A 17,599-nucleotide genomic window follows, 5' to 3' on the forward strand; every position below is an offset into this window, starting at 1 on the left:
ATAGATATCTTCTAAAAAAACGCAACATTGTTGCAAAATTGTATTACCATTCGGCCGTATAATCGTCGAAGTATCCCTGCACTAACACTATGGGCGTTCCCTTGTCTCCGCTTCCGCTGGTCAGGTCGCACAAGCTTCCGAGAAGATCGGTGTACATGCGGGGAGTGGTGCCCAAAGTCTCGTTTGTATCTATGTCAAGCTCTTTCTTCTTAAGAATACGCTCTTTGACGGATTCTTCGAGGGCGCTTCTACTTCCCTCCAGCTCTTTGTCGATTACATATTTTAATTTGATCTCTTTAGGTGTTCCCGTTAGGCCTTTGGTGAAGCCGGGAGAGACCACGGGATCGGCAAGCTCCCATATGCCGGTCTTGGGGTCCTTGAAAGCTCCATCGCCGTAAATCATTACTTCCACTTCTACGCCAAAGATGTTTTTAAGCCTGGACTGTATTTTCTCGCAGATTTCCTGGCAGTTTCGTGGAAAAAGTTTGACCTTGTCTTCAGAGGCCATGTTAGATCCGAGCAAGCCATACTCGGGGTTATAGCCGCTCCCGTTCACGGGTTCGGTAAGCAGATCGTCCAATCCGAGAACCCTCTTGGCGCCGGCTTTGGAAAGGATTTTTTTCGTCCAAGATCTTTCATGGATGTTTGCGACCAAGATTTCGCTTGAGTAGTTCAAAGCCACCTTTGGATCGTTTGAAAAATATATATTCACTTTGCCTTTAGGGGCCAGGCTTTTGTAAAGCTCTACGTAATCTACTCCTGTAAAGGGATGAACAATGGCGAGCCCTGGTATGGTTCGATAGTCTTTTTCGTCTAATAAATCGATGTAGGGATTTATGTCTTGATCGTAAAGGACGTCCCTGTCCATTACGGGATTGCCAACCTCGTCGTTGGGATAATTTAAAAAAAGATGTATAGTTTTTCCGGTCAAAGCAATGCCTTTTAGGATTAAAGAGAACCTGTTCCGACTTATTATGGGAAAAAGAACTGCTATTTCCTCAGCAGATGTCTTTTGTGAAATGTCGGCAGCTATGTGGTATATAGAGGCATAGTTTCCCTGCGTTCTGGCGACTAATGATTCGGTAATGCCTATGACATCCCTGCTTCGCAGCGAAAAGCCCTCATCTTTGCACGCCCTCTTTATGGAATCTATCACTAACGAGATCACGTCATCTCCAGCTTTGGCCAAGGGTGCCCTGATCCCTCTAGCTATCGTGCCAACTCTACGTGCCATGTTAAATTACGCCCCCCTCGCGCTTTGTGTGGGTTTCTTTGCGACCGTTCGATAATATAACATAAATTTGTTTTTATCGATATCTTACCAAAGCAGTCGGCCTCTTTGTTATTTTAAGCCCAAAGTGATGGTTAATATACCATGGCGTATAAATAACGCGGCTTTCAGGGCATGATATAATATATTACAGCTAGCGCATGAGGAGATTGACATAAATAAGGAGGTGTCTCGAAAATGCAGAAGGGTCAAGAAAAGCTGTTTGAGCCCATCAGAATAGGAAGTGTGGTAATACCAAATAGAATTGCCATGGCTCCCATGGGAATCATTGGCATGGTTACTGAGGATGGCTGTTTTGCAGACAGAGCCGTCGAATACTACGTCGAACGGGCTCGTGGCGGTACCGGGCTTATCATAACGGGAGCAGTTAAGGTCGAAAACGAGATAGAAAAGCTGAAAATGCCTACCTTTCCGTGTATAACGTTAAATCCGCTTCATTTCATCACTAGGGCTTCGGAACTTACGGAAAGAGTTCATGCCTACGGATCGAAGATATTCGTCCAAGTTACGGCCGGTCTGGGCCATAATGCTCATCCAATCATGCTCGACTGTCAACCGGTAGCTCCTTCGGCCATTCCAAACTACTGGGAACCCAACGTAACATGCAGGGAGCTTAAGACCGAGGAAGTGGAACGCCTGGTCGAGAGGTTTGCAGAAGCAGCAGAGATCGCCGTGGCTTGCGGCTTCGATGGCATCGAGATACACGCCATGCATGAAGGCTACCTTCTGGATCAGTTCACCATGAGCTTCTTCAATAGGAGGACCGACAAATACGGCGGAGACCTGGAAGGAAGGCTTACGTTTCCCATCGAGATAATTAAGGCCATTAAGTCCAAGGTGGGCAAGACCTTTCCGGTCATCCTTAGGTTTAGCGTAAAAAGCTACATAAAGGGATGGAATAAGGGAGGTTTGCCCGGAGAGCAGTTCGAGGAAAGAGGAAGGGACTTAAAGGAAGGCCTCATAGCAGCCAAGATACTGGAAGAAGCAGGTTACGACGGCTTTAATGCCGATGCAGGTTCGTACGAAGCCTGGTACTGGGCCCATCCGCCGAACTATATGAAACACGGCTGTTACATAGACCTGATTCGAGAGCTAAAAAAGGTGATAAGCGTTCCCGTGCTCATGGCCGGCAGGATGGAGCTGCCTGACCTTGCCGCTCAAGCTTTGGAAGAAAAAACTGCCGATGTGATCGTCTTGGGAAGAGGGTTGCTCGCGGATCCCGAGTGGCCAAACAAGGTAAAGTCAGGCCAGGAAGAAAGGATCAGGCCCTGCTTGGGATGTCAAGATGGCTGTCTGGGCAGGATATTTGAGGGCAAACCACTTTCGTGCGCCGTTAATCCTGCCTGCGGAAGAGAAAGAGAGATGATTCTTACTCCTGCTCAAGAGCCGAAAAAGATTTGCGTTATTGGGGGAGGCCTGGCAGGCATGGAGGCTGCAAGGGTTGCCGCTTTGCGGGGACACGATGTGACTCTTTACGAGAAGGGCAGTCGACTGGGAGGACACCTGCTCGAGGCTTCGGTACCTGAATTCAAAAAGGACGAAGTTAGATTGTTGGAGTGGTATGAGGCGGAACTTGCTAATGCAGGTGTAAAGGTCAAACTTAATACTGAAATCACCTTAGAGCAGTTAAAAAAGGACAATCCTGACGTCGTAATTGTGGCTACCGGATCTGTGCCGAAGGATTTAGATGTGCCCGGCTTAGAGAAGAATAACGTCATAAAAGCAGAAGAGCTGCTGCTCGGCAGAGGCAAGGCAGGTCAAGATATTCTCGTAGTCGGCGGAGGCCTGGTCGGTTGCGAGACGGCTCTGTGGCTGGCTCAGCAGGGTAAATCCGTAACAATAGTCGAGATGCTCGATGAACTGATGTCAGCAGGCGTGCCGCAATGTCACGCAAATAAGATGATGTTACTCGACTTGTTGGATTTTTACAAAGTAAAGAGCATAACGGGAGCTATCGTTAGCGAAGTGACTCCCGAAGGAGTGATCTTAACGGATAAGAGCTTTAGGCGTAAAGAGGTGAAGGCAGATACAATAGTCATAGCCATTGGTCTCAGGGAAGAGAAGGGCTTATACGATTCGGTGCGCAAGGAATTTCCCAATACATATTTGATCGGAGATGCCATGAAGGTGCGTAACTTCATGTTCACCATATGGGATGCCTTCGAGGTGGCGAAAAGCATTTAACGGCGAAGGATCTATGTCGGAAAAGCTGGCTTTTTTGTGCGAAGGCGCAAATGACGTTCTGGTCGTAAAAAGCATCGTTAGACAGCTTGTCCCGGACCGTGTAATAACAAAGGTAAGACAACTTGGGGGAGTCAACAGGCTTCTGAAGGAAGCGGATCGTCATGCGCGAATCTTGAATGCCAAGGGATACTTCGTGATAGCCATATACGACGAAGCAGACGATAAGGATGAAAACCTCATATTGGAATCGGAAAGTCCGGGGTTAATCTTCGTTCCCGCTAGGCGGAAAATTGAAGCCTGGCTTTTGGCGGATGATGATGCCGTTAAAAGGGCCTCGGGGTTAGCCTTTCGAGGCCCTTTTCCTACGGATCGGATAGAAGATCCCAAGGCCGTTTTGTTGCATCATTTTTACAGGGCGGTTCGTGAGAGGAAGAGGTCTTATATATTTAAAGAAAGGGATTTTTTTAAGGCTATTTTATTGAATTGGGATTTAGAGCGGGCGAGAAGGAAAAATATTTCCTTGAATGTACTGTACGAGAGTATAAACCGTAAAAGGAGGGCCTAGGCCCTCCTTTTACGGTTTTGAATTTCTAGTCCAGATTCGCATAAAAATGTTCAAAAGAGGATATAGCCAATTAAGTGAGAAGGTTCAATGATATATAGAAAATTTTACTAAGTTAGGAGTGCAAGAAATGAAAACCTATCCCATTGGTTTGGTGCCCGGGCCTGTTTCAGTGCCTAGGGACATAAGGGAAGTCTATACCGTCGATTTTGGAAAAGCCCTGGATGTTTTGCAGGAAATTTTGAACAATTAGGAAGTTTTTAGGTTATACTTTTCAGTATGTCTACGGAAGCTTTCAAGTCACTCCTTTGTGAAAATACCGATATGCCGAAGGACACGTTTTGAGATAATTCATACATGTCACGGACAACATAACTATGGATGGTGATTAAATTTTCATGACTCAAGAGCTTATATGGTTAGGCATACAGTATTTGAGCATGCAATCACACCTGTTGCCCCATTCTGCAGCCCTGTCTTTGGGCGGCAGCTTGGGGCGCATGGTCTTCAGCTTAAATAAGGACAAATCCTCAAAGGCCATTATCAGGTGTTCAAAATTTTTGGGCTGTAGCCTCGAAGTTGCCAGAGAGGTCGTCGCAAAATCGTATATAAATTTGGGCAGAAGCGTCGTAGAATTTCTGAATTTGGCGAAGATAGGCAAAAAAATAGACGAAATAGTTTCTGCCCATGACATAGAAAATCTTAACGATGCCCTGGCTTGCGGCAGGGGAGTGATATTGCTCACAGCACATTTGGGCAATTGGGAGCTCGCAGCGGCCTATCTGGGGATTAAGGATTATCCAATGAGGGCTATAGGAGCCGAACAGCGGGATGCTCGTATCACTAAGTTGATAACCGATATCAGGGCCTCCTGTGGTGTCGAGACTATTGGTAAGGGTTTCGACCTGAGGGGTGCCATAAGGTGCCTTCAGGAAGGAAATATCTTGGGTGTTTTGCTCGATCAAGACGCAAAGGACAAGGGAATAATCGCTCCCTTTTTAGGACAACCGGCAAGCACTCCCTACGGGCCCGTAAAGCTTGCCATGAAGATGCGATCGCCAATAGTTCCCCTGTTTATAGTACGAAGGAAGGATAACATTCATCACGACCTTTACTTTTTGCCCTCTTTGGAGGAAAGGGTAAAAGATTTTTACGACAGACCTATTGAAGAAAACGTTCGATTGTGCAACGATATCCTGTCCGAATGGATTTCAAGGCATCCCGAACAGTGGCTTTGGCTGTATCCCCGATGGGCCTCTACTTTGGGTGACAGGTGATGTACCTCGGCTTGGATCCAGGAAGGGATAAAATTGGCTTTGCCTTTGTAGACGAAAACGGCGAGCTGCTTTATTCGGGAATTATCTCCAAAAAATTATTTGAAAGCTTTTTGATTGCCTTGTCTGAAGGCAATTGGGTTGAATTAGCTCCCTACGGGTGCGAGGGGGATACGTCACTGCTCGTCGACAAAAACGTGGAGTTGGTGTTGTTGGGCGGCGGCACTACTTCGGAGGAGCTAGAGCGCGGGTTGCGCAGAAGGAAAATCGAATACAAAGTTGTAGATGAATCCTTCTCAACGTTGCAAGCCAGAAAGATGTATTACAGAATCCATCCGCCCAAGGGTTTTCGCAGGCTTTGGCCTTTGTCGCTTTTAGTCCCCGGAAGGGACATAGATGACCTGGCTGCCTGGGCGCTGACCAGAAGGTGGATGGAGAAGAAGATCGTCGATGGAGGGGTAACGCATGGATCCTAAATTTTTTTCGGTAGTCGTCAACGGATTTGCCGGGGCTCTGGTATCGGTATGCAAAAGTATGGGCGTAGACATAACCCTCGATAAAGCTGCTATCACCTCCGAAGTGAGCGTTTCGGGAAGCAGGGCAGCCGCCTTGGTTGGGTTTGTTGCATCCAAGGGGCACCGTAGCAATTATGGTAGATGAGGCAAGCTTTAACGAAATAGTGTCTGCCATGTCAGGCGGAGCTATAACGCCAAAGCTGGGCGATGCGCTGTCCATGAGTGTGCTGGGGGAGCTGGCGAACATGGCAAGCGGGCAAGCATTTATAAAGCTAAATGAGATGGGAAGCGTAGATTTGACCCCGCCGCAGCTGTTGGTGGGAGAGCGTATAAGATCCATTCCGTCAGCAGGAGATTCGACCAGATATTTTACTCTGCCCTTCAGGTTGAAAGATGGAGGCACTTTGTATATGGTCCTTGCTATAAGCTAGGCTCTTTATTTTAGACATTTCATAACGCTCTGGCAGCTAATGCCGTCGCGACCGCCAATGCACCGCAAAGTATGATTGCCAGAGAGGGTTGGTCCTTTGCCTTTGACTTAAGCAGCAAGAACAGAGCCAGCGGTGTCAATAGTATATATATCGGTTCCCCTAGGGATGACGATAAGAGCCGCAGGGCGCTCGCTGTAAGAAGGGCTGCAACTCCCGGACGCAGGGATTGAGTTATTTTATGTTTGGCTTTTGTGCTGATGGAAAAGAATTTAATAGTGTAAGTTATTGTTAAAAGCAAAATAATGGGCGTTCCAACCATGAAAGCCGTTGCAACTGCAGCTCCCGGCAGGCCGGCAAGTCTTTTTCCGATATAAGTTGCTGCGTTGACTGCGATTGGGCCGGGTGACATCTGTGCCAAACTTATCATTTGTTCGAATTCCTCGGGAGAGAGCCAGTGGTAGTGTATTACTACTTCGTGATATATCAATGCGATGGAAGCCAATCCTCCGGCAAAACTGCCCAAGGAAATCCTGCCAAAGGCCAGAGCAAGAAGTAACAGTTCATTCAATGTCCCTTTTCCCTCCCCATGATATATTTACGATAAACCCGATGCTTAAAGCAAAAAGGGGGTGAATCCCCATGAGCATTAGGGCGGTCATGAGGATGTAGCTTATAAAGCTAACTGCACCCATCTTGTAGACAGAGTAGATCCATCGGGAAGCGGTTAAAAGGACGAAGACCATTACGCCTATTATCCCTCCCCGCAAAAAGGTTGCCACAAAGTAATTCGAAGCTCCTTGATTCATTAATAGGGGGGCCAGAAAATAGATTATCAGGAAAGGTGGTAGTATCGCCCCCAATATTGCCGTCAGTCCTCCGATGCTGCCCTTTAAGCTTTTGCCTATCAAGTATGATAGGTTCGTTATTATTGGTCCGGGGAGGGATGTGCTGACGGCAATAAGGGAAGGGATGTCGCACAGCGAATCCCAGGATTTCTTTTTTATCTCCAGCTCTATAAAGCCTATGAAAACGAAACCTCCCCCTAGGGCAAGCAAACTTAACTTCAGGAAGAGAAAGAAAATGTCTTTAATCATGACAGAGCCGCCTTTATAAATTTATAAGTTAAGGATCCTTTATCGTTGCCAAATACGATGTATTTGGTCTAATCTTAATAACAATTGAACTGTTAGGCAAAGGCTTTATGCTTAAATATTTCAAATAACGGAGAAGATGAAAATGACCGAATGGTATGTCAAGGGGCTGTTGGCCTATATGTTAGGCCTTAAAGAAGAAGAAATAGAGGAGCTGATCGATAGATACCTCCAGGAGGTGGGCGAAGAGGATCCGCGGACTTTGTTCGTATACTTGATGAAGGAATGCAAAGACTATATGGCTATATGGACATCGATGTCCTTTAGCAATCAAATCACTATTTTGGCAGCAGCGATTGTAGGACCGGACAGCCAGGTGATATGGACATCTCAAACCGCCTTGCCCTATTCGGCAAAGGATATTACCCTTGAAAAATGGTCGACAGTGGCCAATATATTGTCCAAAGGGGCGGGAACTTTGCCTGCTTCCGTTAACGAAGCGGAATTCATAGCGGCACAACATGCGAGTCAGCAACTGCGAAAGGTGTGGCCGGAGGTGGCTAGCGATGCCTATAACGTATTTTTGCAAAGCAACGAAAATGCCTCGGTGAGCGAAAGCTTTCTACCCAAGGAAAAATTGATAGAATATGAGAAAAAGATTCGCGAAGCTACAGGAAGGACGATTCCCATCATTTCCTTCAAGATCGCCAAATTATCCTTGCCCGAGCTGAGGGAAAAGAGCGTAAACCTGACCTCGCTGGATCCTGCGATAACGAGGTATTTAAATCGCGTTACCAAAAATGTAGACGAAACGGGTTCATATGCAGTTGATGCTTCTTCAGATGAGAATGCGTCTCTTTTGGAGATCGACCCTGTCATAGATGCTGTTAACGGGACGCCATTATCGGAGCTTCGTCCCGGAGACGTGATATTTCTCGCAAAAGATGAGAGCGAAGCTATAGGCCAGATCTTCATGGTGCGATTGCTTAAGAACGGCCAATACGAAATTCACGGCATACTTGAAGACGACGATAGGGAGGATTATTTCAGATTCATTGCGCCGGGAGACATTAAAGTCAAGACACCGCAATCCCATGCGAAGGTCGGTTTAGATCTGCGCCTGATACTTGCCTTGATATTCGTGGTCATTTTATTCGTTGCCCTTCTTTTTTTGCCCTTCTAAGAGCAAAGACTCTTTTGATCGTAAATAACGGAAATACATTTTAAAGCAAGGGCATTGAGGCTGGAAATCATCAGGCTTTCTTTGCCTATTGCCTTGAAAGCCAGGGGAATCTCAGTACAGGCTGCAATAAAGGGGAGATCCCTTTCCCTGCTCAGCGAGGACAGGATATCCTTTAACAGAGAGCCCGCGCCTTGCAAATCGTTTTTCTTTACCAGTTCGATACAATTTTGGATTTGTTCCTGCGAACTTTTTTCGGGCAGCAAAAGCTGCACTCCCATTCGTGGGGCGTGTTTTTGGTAAAGCTCCGTCTTTATCGTTCCGGAGGTGGCGAGAAGCCATGCTCCACCGGATGTGCGTCTTTTTGTTTCTTCAAGAGTTGCCTCCACTATGTGGATTAACGGTTTCGGCAAATCAGCCTCCATTTTATCTATAAAATAATGGGCTGTATTGCAGGGGATGGCCAACAGGTCAGCGCCCCAGGAGGCAAGCTTGCGCAATCCTTCGAGCAAGTAGGGCGAAGGATCTTCTCCTCCCCTCAATATGGCTTTGGTCCTGTCCGGTATTTGTGGCCAAGAAAGCAAAATTACCTTTGGGTGTTCCTGATCGCATTCGGCAGGGGCCAATTTGGCCAGCAGCGTCATGAATTCCGCGGAGGCAAGAGGTCCCATACCGCCTAATACTCCTAGAGTCTTTTTGGGAAACATGGCTATGGTCAGGTCTCCTTTGTGTTTTTTATTTTTTTCATCCAACTCATGACCAACAGTGGGATTCGATATCTTTGATATTTTCCCACATGATCTTGCTTTTATTAGTCCATATATCTGCCTGCATTGATGTCCAACACTTCGCCGTTTACGTAATCATTTTCTATCAAAAACCTTACCCCATGGGCAATTTCCTCTGGATAGGCCAATCTGCCGTTTGGAGAAAGGGCGGCCAATCGGGATTTATCTTCGGGCGTCAAAAGGTCTGTATCCACAGGCCCTGGCGCTACGGCGTTGACCTCGATATTGTGTTCGATTAATTCTCTCGCCAGATGAAAGGTCATGCCGATCAGCCCCGCCTTGCTCGCTGCATAATGGACGCCCATGGTCCCTCCGTTTTTCCCCGCCAGGCTGCTTATATTAACTATTTTACCCATCCTGTTGCCGATCATATAAGGTAACACGCATTGAGTGAGCAAAAATACGCCTTTCAAGTTCAAGTTCAACACCCTGTCCCACTCTTCCTCGCCGATTTCCAGTAGTATCGTGTTTTCCCCTATTATACCTGCATTGTTTACAAGTATGTTGATAGTATCGAAGTCCTCGACGATTTGCTGAACGACAGCGCTTATTTCTGCCCTGTCGTAGAGATTTGCTCTGTAATGACGTGCCTTTCTTCCCGTTTTTTCGATTTCTCTGACGGTCTCCAGGGCCAGTTCTTCCTTTGCGTTGTATGTTAAAGCAATATGTGCTCCATGGGCTGCCAGATCCATGCAAATTGCTTTGCCTATACCCCTGCTTCCACCAGTGACCAAGGCAACCTTGTCTTTTAAATCCATCTTAACTCCCCCTTCACTCTGTGGTTTTTGTGTTTATAGGGTATTAGTTGCACCATAAAGTTATAATAATACAGAAAATCTACTTTTCCTGGAGGTTAACATTATGTTCATAAAAAATAAAGCCAGGCCGTTGATGATCTTTTTGCTATCTGTGATGTTATTCTGTATCCAATCTGACGCTTCAGCTGATGAGGGAGTTGTCTTGGCCCTCTCGGGAGGGGGAGCTAAGGGATTGGCCCATATAGGTGTTATCAAAGTCCTGCAAGACGAGGGAGTGCAAATAGTCGGAATTGTGGGAACGAGCATGGGAGCGATAATTGGAGGTTTAGCAGCCGCGGGATACGATGGAGACGAACTGGCAAATATTTTTCAGGAATTGGACATATACGAATTGTTCTCCGATTCAAGGGACGGCAAAACGCCATCGTCTCAGAGTAAGTCGATAATCAGAATTGGTTACGATAAGGAAGGGCGAATTGTTGGAAGAAAGGGGCTCATGGAAGGCAAGGGTCTTTACGAGGAGATGTTGAAATATACGGCTAAAGCGGAAACCTACGATTTCATGAAATTGCCAATACCCTTCGCAGCTGTCGCCACGGACCTTGAAACCGGAGACATGGTTGTAATAACCAAGGGAAATCTCGCTTCTGCGATGAGGGCATCGATGGCCCTGCCGGGTATATTTTCCCCGTGGCCTTACGAGGGCAAGCTCCTCATCGACGGCGGTATGGTGGCAAATTTGCCCGTTAGAGTGGCAAAAGAGCTTTTTCCCGATTATCCAGTGGTAGCTGTAGATGTCACAGGAAAGTTGGTGACCAAAGAGGAGATACGTTCGATAGTGGACGTGTTAGGCCAAACGGTCGGCATAGTGACGGCAAAAAATGTCCAAGAGGACCTGCAATACTCGGATTTTGTGATAAGACCCTCCGTAGACGATATATCTTTGATGAACTTCTCCAATGCGTCTCGAATAATCGAGCGCGGCGCAGTTGCCGCCGCTCAAGAGATAGAGAATATAAAGCTGCTTGTGGCCAATAAAGTCGATGAAACTTACACCTCAGCCGAAAGGCCCGTCGTCAAAAACGTGATCTTGACCGGATTGCCCGATATAGAAAAACCCTTTATTGCCGAAAAGAGATGGTGGATAGGCAGGCCGCTGAATATGGCACTAGTTAATAAAGCCCTTTTGGAACTTTTGAGGCATGATCGTGTGGCATCAGCCGACTACAAACTTTTAGAAGATGACGAAGAGGTCACCGTCGAGTTCGTGGTACAAAGGAAACCTCCTAAAGAATATAAATTCTATGGCTACAGCACAAACCTGTCCCCCTACAACAGGTGGGTTAGCCTCGAATATACGGGAAGAGATGTACTGGACATAGGCGATGAGGCAAACTTGAAATTATGGTTGGGTGAGAACACTCTTGCGAGGGCTAGCTATATGGGGAAAGAGGGAGGGGCGTGGCGTTTCGAATCGGATCTGGCTTTTCAAGATTGGGAGATTTCTCCTGAAAACAGTGGAAAAGTAGATTGGAAGAGGTCTTTTTTGTATTTGGGATTCAGCAAGGTCGACGAAGACTTACTGCCCTTTAGCGGAGGGTTCGCCTTCGATTACATAGATGGTGATGGAAGCGATCATCATTGGGGCCCAATGGTCAAACTTTTTTATAAGAATAAATCAACAGATAAGTCAAAGGGATATTTTGAAGCCAAAGGAGTGCTATGGTATCCTGAAGGAGAAACGTTGCTTGGGCATTTGGACTTTTATTCTTCTTTTTCCGTTGGGGATAAGTTGAGCCTGAATTTTTCCGGAGGTTTGGAGAAAGGGGATGCGAGCACTCCTGCTTGGGCATCTTACCTTGGAGGTCACGGAGAACTGCTAAGTCGTTACGGACATCCTGTTATGGCGGATAACACGGCCTGGGCCAGAGTAGGCCTAAAAAGCGCCCTGATAAGAGGCTGGTTTGCAAGGTTTGAACCCGAATTCTTCGGCGCTGTAGGTTACGCCATGGATGACGATTGGAATAGCTTTGATGATATTTGGGAAGTTGGGATAAGGCTTAATATTCCCAACAGGCTTATTGACTTGAACGTATTTGCTTTATATGATGATCGTAGCGATTGGACTTTTGGCTTTTCTGTGGGGATGCCGCCCCTTTCCTTTGAACCGGTTATGCCGTAATTTCGCCCATGTAGAGGTTTTGAAGTTGACAAACCACGAGGTCCTTGTATAATCATTTTCGCGAGCCGGTTTATTTGGTTGGCTTTTGGGGGGATAGCCAAGTGGCCAAAGGCAGCAGACTGTAAATCTGCCGGCGGACGCCTTCGCAGGTTCAAATCCTGCTCCCCCCACCATTAAGCCGACTTAGCTCAGCAGGCAGAGCACTTCCATGGTAAGGAAGGGGTCGCCGGTTCGATTCCGGCAGTCGGCTCCAGAACGCTAGAGGTCCGAGACGCATGGGTTGTTTCGGATCTCTTTTAGTATGTTGCCGGGAAATTATTTGCAAACGTGCAAGAAAAGGGCAGCAAGAGAAGGTAACGGCCGTCTTCTTGAAGTCGTTAAGGGTTAGCAATGCACGATCAGGTTAGTTTAAGGGAGGCTGACAAGCATGGCAAAGGCAAAGTTTGAGAGGATGAAACCACATTTAAACATAGGAACCATAGGGCACATCGACCACGGCAAGACAACCTTGACCGCCGCTATAACCAGGACCCTTTCCACCCAGGGATTCGCTGACTTCACCCCCTTCGACGAAATAGACAAGGCCCCTGAGGAGAGGGAACGGGGAATAACGATAAGCATATCCCACGTGGAGTACCAGACCGACCACAGACACTACGCCCACATAGACTGCCCCGGACACGCCGACTACATAAAGAACATGATCACCGGAGCAGCCCAGATGGACGGAGCCATATTAGTCGTATCCGCTGCCGACGGGCCCATGCCGCAGACGAGGGAACACGTCCTTTTGGCAAGGCAGGTCAACGTCCCCTCCATAGTGGTCTTCATGAACAAGGTGGACATGGTAGACGACGAGGAATTGCTCGACCTTGTCGAGATGGAAGTGAGAGACCTCCTTTCAAGCTACGACTTCCCGGGAGACGAAGTCCCCGTGATAAGAGGCTCCGCCTTGAAGGCCCTGGAGTGCGGCTGCGGCAAGAGGGAGTGTCAGTGGTGCGGCAGGATATGGGAGCTCATGGACGCCTGCGACAGCTACATACCCCTTCCAGAGCGCCCCGTGGATCAACCCTTCCTCATGCCCATTGAGGACGTCTTCTCCATAACGGGACGCGGTACCGTCGTCACCGGCAGGGTCGAAAGAGGAAAGATAAACTCAGGCGAGGAAGTGGAGATCGTAGGCATGAAGGAGGACAAGACAAAGACTGTGGCCACCTCCCTTGAGATGTTCAGAAAGATCTTAGACGAGGCCATAGCGGGAGACAACATAGGAATACTCCTTCGGGGCGTGGGCAAAGACGACGTGGAAAGGGGCCAGGTGGTGGCAAAACCCGGCACCATAACTCCCCACAAACACTTCAAAGCCGAGATATACGTCCTGAAGAAGGAAGAAGGCGGAAGACATACCCCCTTCTTCAACGGCTACAAACCTCAGTTTTACTTCAGGACCACCGACGTCACCGGTGAGATAACCCTGCCCGAGGGCGTAGAGATGGTAATGCCCGGAGACAACGCCAACATAGAAGTGAAGCTCATAGTTCCCGTAGCCTTGGAGAAGGGCTTGAGGTTTGCCATAAGGGAAGGCGGACGTACAGTAGGTGCCGGCGTAGTAACGGACATACTGGACAAGTAAGTCCCCTTAAAAGTGAAAGGGGGGATATGAATGGCCGATGTAGTTGGATTGGAGTGCACCGAGTGCAAGCGCCGAAATTACGTGACAACTGTTAACAAGAAGAAACAGTCCAAGAAACTCGAGAAGAAGAAATTTTGCCGGTGGTGTAATAAACACACCTTGCACAAGGAGACGAAGTAGTATAAAATAGCTCTTGCAAGCAGGTCCGTAGCTCGAATTGGCAGAGCACCGGACTCCAAATCCGGGGGTTGCAGGTTCGAATCCTGCCGGGCCTGCCAGAATATACACCCTGACTGAGAATATTCTCAGTCAGGGTTTTTTATTGCAAATTTAGGAGCGTCGGACTGGATTTATGCGACAGCGATTTGAATGGCGCAATAAAACTTGTGCCTTTCGAAAAGGGAACCTATTATTTCGCTTGACTAACCCGAGGTTAAGATTTTATCGATCATCTCCTTTGCCTTGGGCAGTAATTCGGCATGTAGGTATTCCTCGATCGGTAGTTCGCGAATTTTACTCAGGTCTTTATAGTTGCCTGACATAACGCAGCCAAGTTGTTCGAGATTTTTTCCTTCTTCAGGACCTGCGATTTTTGCGATTTCCTCGTTTGAAGCAATATTTTTAAGGGGCTGCATAAGTTCAATTCCATAACTTGCAAAAAAATCCTTGAATGATTCAAGGACGTAGGGAAGCTGGTTGAGCTTAATCACACCTTCGTGGGAACTTCTTTCTCCGGTGACAATTCTTGAGATTTTGAGTTTAATGGCTAGAAGAGCTCTCATGATGTGAAGGTAGAGGTGGCAGGCTATGCAGGGGGTGTAAAACCCCCATCTTTCTATTGAGATTTCAAAGGAGCTAGCGCAAAGTTGCATCCATAACTTCGGAGAACCGTGAATTACCGGCTCAAAGGTGTGAGCGTCCCTTTTGGCGAGCTCTTTCTTTACAAAATCGAGCCTCTTTATCAGAACTTCAGGGTTTCCGTACTCAGTTCCCGTGTAAACGATGGAAGGCAGGAGAAAAGAAAATTGGTGAAGTTCGTGGGCTTTTAGGATAGCCACAATGCTGTCCCTACCGGCTATCTCTCCTATTACGGCAGATCCCCTTGAATGAATATTCATTACTTTTTCTAAGGAAAGCATCCATTCCGGAAATTCAGTTATTATATCAGGTTTTGTGGCAAAAATCTCAAGTAGCTTTTCTCTTTTCATAATTAATCACCCTAACGATTTGTCACGACTAATGCGTAAGGGACATTGTCCGTATTGCAGTCCGTAAAGATCTGCCCTGTCCATGAAATTTAGGATCATGGGCATCATTTCATTTCCCTTGACTTCGCCAAGGGAGCCGTAGAGGCATGATATCTCGTCGAAATTGACGACTTTATCTCTTCGAAGGTATTTGCCAACCATCAATAGCGGCACGCTTTCTCCGGAATGTATCATGTCACCAACGCTTGGAGTGGAGTGGTCGGCAGTTATCACCAGCAGGGTTTCGTTGAAGTCCAATTCCGGCAAGATCTTTCCAAGAGCACTATCAAGTGATTCGATGACCTTTACCTTATTTTCCGGGATGCGGGTGTGAGCTGCGACGTCCGGAGCCTTCGTATGGACGAAGCAAAAATCTTTTTCGGATTCGACTGCCTGTTTTAGTTTTGCAAGCAGGTCTTCATAAGGATCTTTTATGTTAAATCTATGAACTTTCATGTCAAATATTTTGCCTATGCCTGTATATAAAGCCGAAGACACGAAAGCTTCCGATCTAAGTTTCCATTTTTCCTCAAAGCTTTTTATCTTTTTTAATTTTCCAGCTCTTTGGGTTGCCGCAGCATTTATGGGCGGCAAGCCCAAGTCTTTTCTTTTGCTGTTTAGGGGATTTGAGGCTAATTTTAAATGAGCCCACAGAATATATTTGTTCAACACCTCTGCAGTTTGATTTGCTGCGTCGAGGTTTTCGGCTCCCTCCAGGGATTCAATTTGCAAAAGGGGGCGACCGTTAAAAATAGGATTAGAGTCAGAAATTTGGGAGGATACATTGCCAGACAGTTTTAGGATGCCGTCTATGCCGTGCGTTGGCTTAAATTCGACCTCTATGCCTTTATGTCTAAAATATCGTATATCATCTATCAATGACATTATCGTTTCTTCGTCTGCAGGTGGCTTTTCCTCTGCAAGATAAAGAGTGTCGTCAATTTCTTTTACGGACAACAGTTTCACGAGAACGAAAACTTCGTCGAAGCTGACTTCGAAATCGTAACCCAAGGCTTCTATGACTCCCCTTCCGGGGAAATCTTCAATGGCATAACCAAATATTAAAAAGTGAGCAATTTCGCTGGGCAGGGGCGCACCTTTGCAGAGGGCAGTCAAAGATCCGTTAGCTCCGACACTTGCTAAATAATCAAGTGTCGGTGTATGGGCTTTTTGCAGGGGAGTGTTCTGGTTCCAGTCGGATATGCCTCTGTCTCCCAAACCATCCAATATGATAAATAGGCATTTCAAGATGATGCCTCCCTTCGAAAGGGTATATTTGTTTCAATAACCTCTTTGTTGTTGTTATCTGTTATTATATAGTTTAGGTTAAATTTACACATCAAAGATCACGAAGCCGATTCGCTTGACTTATAAAATATGTGCATGATAATATACTTCGGCAAGTGCCAATATGTCTTATGTTGGTTGCTGTCCTGTGTATCTGTTCAATAGGGTTTTCATGAGTCTGTTGTATTGAATTTCATTTGGTTTACAGGTAGGTTCTATATTAGGGATAGGATTGCGGTTCCGCATTTATAGAGCTTTTCGTTTTCTTACCTCATATAGCAGGAGGAAAAGAATTTGGGAAAGGTTATGAATTTTTTGAGAGAAGCGCGGGCAGAGCTTAGGAGGGTTACGTGGCCAAACAGAAAGCAAGTTTGGATATCTACGTTGCTGGTTATAGGTGTTACCCTGTTGGTCTCGGCCTATTTAGGCGTTCTGGATTTGATATTTACTGCAGTTTTCTCAAAAGTTGTAGGGTAGTGTTTTTCGAGGAGTTATTAACTGCCGTAGAATTTTTAAGGATCTCTAAGGGATCGACATTAAAGAGCCCTTGTATCATAAAAATAGAGCATTAGGGGGGTGAGGGGGCCCAAACGGCCCCCTTTTCGGTGATGAGTGACAAAAACGAGCGTCGGTGGTATGTTATCCAAACATATGCAGGATATGAAAACAAGGTCAAAGCCAATCTTGAACAGCGTATAGCTACCATGGGCATGGAGGATAAAATATTTAGAGTGCTCGTGCCGATGGAAGAGAGAGTATATGTCAAGGACGGGAAACAGAAGAAAGTAAAGAGAAAAGTATTTCCCGGCTATATCCTCGTGGAGATGATCCTTGACGACCAATCTTGGTATGTAGTGAGACATACGCCGGGCGTTACGGGTTTTGTTGGAGCCGGAAATAACCCTATACCTTTATCCGATAGAGAGGTACAGGATGTATTCGCCAAGATTGGCAGGGAACAAATGAAGCCGAAGGTGGAAATCGATCTCAAGCCGGGAGACGTGATTCGCGTGAAGAGCGGGCCCTTTGAAGGGCAGGCTGGTACGGTTGTCGAGGTCATTCCGGAGAAGGGAAAGGTCAAATTTTCGGTCACGCTTTTCGGTCGCGAGACTATTGTCGAGGCCGATTACAATGATTTGACCAAAATATAAAAGCAATGAAGGTCGCATAGGAGGG

The 17,599-nt window shown here is 46.7% G+C and carries 20 protein-coding genes and 3 tRNA genes; 16 read left to right on the forward strand and 7 right to left on the reverse strand.

The window, feature by feature from the left end; genetic code table 11:
* Nucleotides 1-43: 43 nt before the first annotated feature.
* Entirely contained in the window at nt 44-1,234 is a 1,191-nt protein-coding gene (locus HMPREF1705_RS05675) for a coenzyme F420-0:L-glutamate ligase (RefSeq protein ID WP_009201762.1), read from the reverse strand.
* A gap of 234 nt (nt 1,235-1,468) precedes the next feature.
* Here HMPREF1705_RS05675 and HMPREF1705_RS05680 point away from each other — a divergent pair, with 234 nt between their 5' ends.
* The 7 genes from HMPREF1705_RS05680 to HMPREF1705_RS11080 all read left to right on the forward strand — a co-directional run bounded on the left by HMPREF1705_RS05680 (nt 1,469) and on the right by HMPREF1705_RS11080 (nt 6,257).
* The gene (locus HMPREF1705_RS05680) at nt 1,469-3,475 is read left to right on the forward strand and encodes an FAD-dependent oxidoreductase (protein WP_009201761.1); all 2,007 of its coding nucleotides are present in this window, start codon (nt 1,469-1,471) and stop codon (nt 3,473-3,475) included.
* 13 nt (nt 3,476-3,488) lie between these two features.
* Nucleotides 3,489-4,040, forward strand: a complete 552-nt coding sequence (locus HMPREF1705_RS05685) for a hypothetical protein (RefSeq protein WP_009201760.1) — start codon at nt 3,489-3,491, stop codon at nt 4,038-4,040.
* Nucleotides 4,041-4,167: 127 nt separating this feature from the next.
* The gene (locus HMPREF1705_RS11140) at nt 4,168-4,290 is read left to right on the forward strand and encodes a hypothetical protein (RefSeq protein ID WP_009201759.1); all 123 of its coding nucleotides are present in this window, start codon (nt 4,168-4,170) and stop codon (nt 4,288-4,290) included.
* A gap of 145 nt (nt 4,291-4,435) precedes the next feature.
* Nucleotides 4,436-5,314, forward strand: a complete 879-nt coding sequence (locus HMPREF1705_RS05690) for a lysophospholipid acyltransferase family protein (protein ID WP_009201758.1) — start codon at nt 4,436-4,438, stop codon at nt 5,312-5,314.
* Nucleotides 5,315-5,325: 11 nt separating this feature from the next.
* Complete coding sequence (locus tag HMPREF1705_RS05695) at nt 5,326-5,787, forward strand: RuvC family protein (protein ID WP_242603546.1); 462 nt, start codon at nt 5,326-5,328, stop codon at nt 5,785-5,787.
* Entirely contained in the window at nt 5,777-5,971 is a 195-nt protein-coding gene (locus tag HMPREF1705_RS11075; RefSeq protein WP_009201756.1) for a hypothetical protein, read from the forward strand. The genes HMPREF1705_RS05695 and HMPREF1705_RS11075 overlap by 11 nt, the downstream gene beginning before the upstream one ends.
* On the forward strand, nt 5,961-6,257 hold the full coding sequence (locus tag HMPREF1705_RS11080; RefSeq protein ID WP_009201755.1) for a chemotaxis protein CheX: 297 nt from the start codon (nt 5,961-5,963) through the stop codon (nt 6,255-6,257). The genes HMPREF1705_RS11075 and HMPREF1705_RS11080 overlap by 11 nt, the downstream gene beginning before the upstream one ends.
* A 19-nt stretch (nt 6,258-6,276) precedes the next feature.
* Here the strand turns inward: HMPREF1705_RS11080 and HMPREF1705_RS05705 are convergent, their stop codons facing one another.
* Both HMPREF1705_RS05705 and HMPREF1705_RS05710 read right to left on the reverse strand, forming a co-directional pair.
* The gene (locus HMPREF1705_RS05705) at nt 6,277-6,825 is read right to left on the reverse strand and encodes a chromate transporter (RefSeq protein ID WP_009201754.1); all 549 of its coding nucleotides are present in this window, start codon (nt 6,823-6,825) and stop codon (nt 6,277-6,279) included.
* Nucleotides 6,818-7,351: a chromate transporter gene (locus tag HMPREF1705_RS05710; protein WP_009201753.1), complete on the reverse strand. Its 534-nt coding sequence runs from the start codon at nt 7,349-7,351 to the stop codon at nt 6,818-6,820. The genes HMPREF1705_RS05705 and HMPREF1705_RS05710 overlap by 8 nt, the downstream gene beginning before the upstream one ends.
* Nucleotides 7,352-7,493: 142 nt before the next feature.
* Between HMPREF1705_RS05710 and HMPREF1705_RS05715 the strand changes: the two genes are divergently transcribed.
* Nucleotides 7,494-8,531, forward strand: a complete 1,038-nt coding sequence (locus tag HMPREF1705_RS05715) for a hypothetical protein (protein ID WP_111089572.1) — start codon at nt 7,494-7,496, stop codon at nt 8,529-8,531.
* On the opposite strand, the gene cuyB is transcribed toward HMPREF1705_RS05715, so the two are convergent.
* A complete protein-coding gene (gene cuyB, locus HMPREF1705_RS05720; protein ID WP_009201751.1) occupies nt 8,528-9,280 on the reverse strand; it encodes a cysteate racemase in 753 nt (250 codons plus the stop codon). The two genes, HMPREF1705_RS05715 and cuyB, sit on opposite strands and share 4 nt — an antisense overlap.
* 59 nt (nt 9,281-9,339) lie before the next feature.
* Nucleotides 9,340-10,074: an SDR family NAD(P)-dependent oxidoreductase gene (locus tag HMPREF1705_RS05725; protein ID WP_009201750.1), complete on the reverse strand. Its 735-nt coding sequence runs from the start codon at nt 10,072-10,074 to the stop codon at nt 9,340-9,342.
* Between the two features lie 103 nt (nt 10,075-10,177).
* Between HMPREF1705_RS05725 and HMPREF1705_RS05730 the strand changes: the two genes are divergently transcribed.
* The 6 genes from HMPREF1705_RS05730 (at nt 10,178) to HMPREF1705_RS05755 (ending at nt 14,167) form a co-directional block, all read left to right on the forward strand.
* Nucleotides 10,178-12,256: a patatin-like phospholipase family protein gene (locus HMPREF1705_RS05730; RefSeq protein WP_009201749.1), complete on the forward strand. Its 2,079-nt coding sequence runs from the start codon at nt 10,178-10,180 to the stop codon at nt 12,254-12,256.
* An 87-nt stretch (nt 12,257-12,343) separates the two neighbouring features.
* Nucleotides 12,344-12,429, forward strand: a tRNA-Tyr gene (locus HMPREF1705_RS05735).
* A gap of 4 nt (nt 12,430-12,433) precedes the next feature.
* Nucleotides 12,434-12,509: transfer RNA gene (locus HMPREF1705_RS05740), tRNA-Thr, on the forward strand.
* A 174-nt stretch (nt 12,510-12,683) separates the two neighbouring features.
* Nucleotides 12,684-13,889, forward strand: coding sequence for an elongation factor Tu (gene tuf, locus HMPREF1705_RS05745; RefSeq protein WP_009201748.1), 1,206 nt, complete (start codon nt 12,684-12,686; stop codon nt 13,887-13,889).
* Nucleotides 13,890-13,919: 30 nt separating this feature from the next.
* Nucleotides 13,920-14,069 (forward strand): 50S ribosomal protein L33, encoded by a 150-nt coding sequence (rpmG, locus tag HMPREF1705_RS05750; protein ID WP_009201747.1) that lies wholly within the window; start codon nt 13,920-13,922, stop codon nt 14,067-14,069.
* Nucleotides 14,070-14,090: 21 nt separating this feature from the next.
* Nucleotides 14,091-14,167: transfer RNA gene (locus HMPREF1705_RS05755), tRNA-Trp, on the forward strand.
* Between the two features lie 144 nt (nt 14,168-14,311).
* On the opposite strand, the gene HMPREF1705_RS05760 is transcribed toward HMPREF1705_RS05755, so the two are convergent.
* Both HMPREF1705_RS05760 and HMPREF1705_RS05765 read right to left on the reverse strand, forming a co-directional pair.
* Nucleotides 14,312-15,097, reverse strand: coding sequence for a hypothetical protein (locus HMPREF1705_RS05760; protein ID WP_009201746.1), 786 nt, complete (start codon nt 15,095-15,097; stop codon nt 14,312-14,314).
* Between the two features lie 6 nt (nt 15,098-15,103).
* The gene (locus HMPREF1705_RS05765; RefSeq protein WP_009201745.1) at nt 15,104-16,384 is read right to left on the reverse strand and encodes an alkaline phosphatase family protein; all 1,281 of its coding nucleotides are present in this window, start codon (nt 16,382-16,384) and stop codon (nt 15,104-15,106) included.
* Nucleotides 16,385-16,717: 333 nt separating this feature from the next.
* On the opposite strand from HMPREF1705_RS05765, the gene secE reads away from it, so the two are divergent.
* Together secE and nusG are read left to right on the forward strand one after the other, a co-directional pair.
* Nucleotides 16,718-16,900, forward strand: coding sequence for a preprotein translocase subunit SecE (secE, locus tag HMPREF1705_RS05770; protein ID WP_009201744.1), 183 nt, complete (start codon nt 16,718-16,720; stop codon nt 16,898-16,900).
* A 131-nt stretch (nt 16,901-17,031) separates the two neighbouring features.
* Nucleotides 17,032-17,574 (forward strand): transcription termination/antitermination protein NusG, encoded by a 543-nt coding sequence (nusG, locus tag HMPREF1705_RS05775; protein WP_009201743.1) that lies wholly within the window; start codon nt 17,032-17,034, stop codon nt 17,572-17,574.
* The last annotated feature ends 25 nt before the right edge of the window (nt 17,575-17,599 follow it).

This window comes from Acetomicrobium hydrogeniformans ATCC BAA-1850, assembly GCF_000160455.2.
Lineage (GTDB): Bacteria > Synergistota > Synergistia > Synergistales > Acetomicrobiaceae > Acetomicrobium > Acetomicrobium thermoterrenum.